The sequence below is a fragment of the Kordia jejudonensis genome, assembly GCF_001005315.1.
Lineage (GTDB): Bacteria > Bacteroidota > Bacteroidia > Flavobacteriales > Flavobacteriaceae > Kordia > Kordia jejudonensis.
The window spans coordinates 1-213 of record NZ_LBMG01000040.1; the positions used below are offsets into that span (position 1 = coordinate 1).

Annotated in this window: 1 protein-coding gene; it reads right to left on the minus strand. The window is 44.1% G+C overall.

The window, feature by feature from the left end; translation table 11 throughout:
- Positions 1-213: Calx-beta domain-containing protein (locus AA089_RS17310; RefSeq protein WP_046758254.1), on the minus strand; the 213-nt coding region annotated here is incomplete at both ends.

Consider the following 213-nt stretch of genomic DNA (forward strand, 5'->3'; position numbering starts at 1 on the left):
GCCACTAGTGACCGATCCGTTTACGGTAAAGTCTTCCGTTGGTTCTCCTACGGTATCATCCGTGATTGGAATACTTACGTTCACTGTAGTTTGTCCCGCTGGGATAGTTACCGTGGTCGTTGTTGTTGTATAATCATTTGGATCTTCCGCTGAGTTATCTACCGTAGTAATACTTACTACCGTATCAACTGAGCTTGGATTGTCAATGCTTAC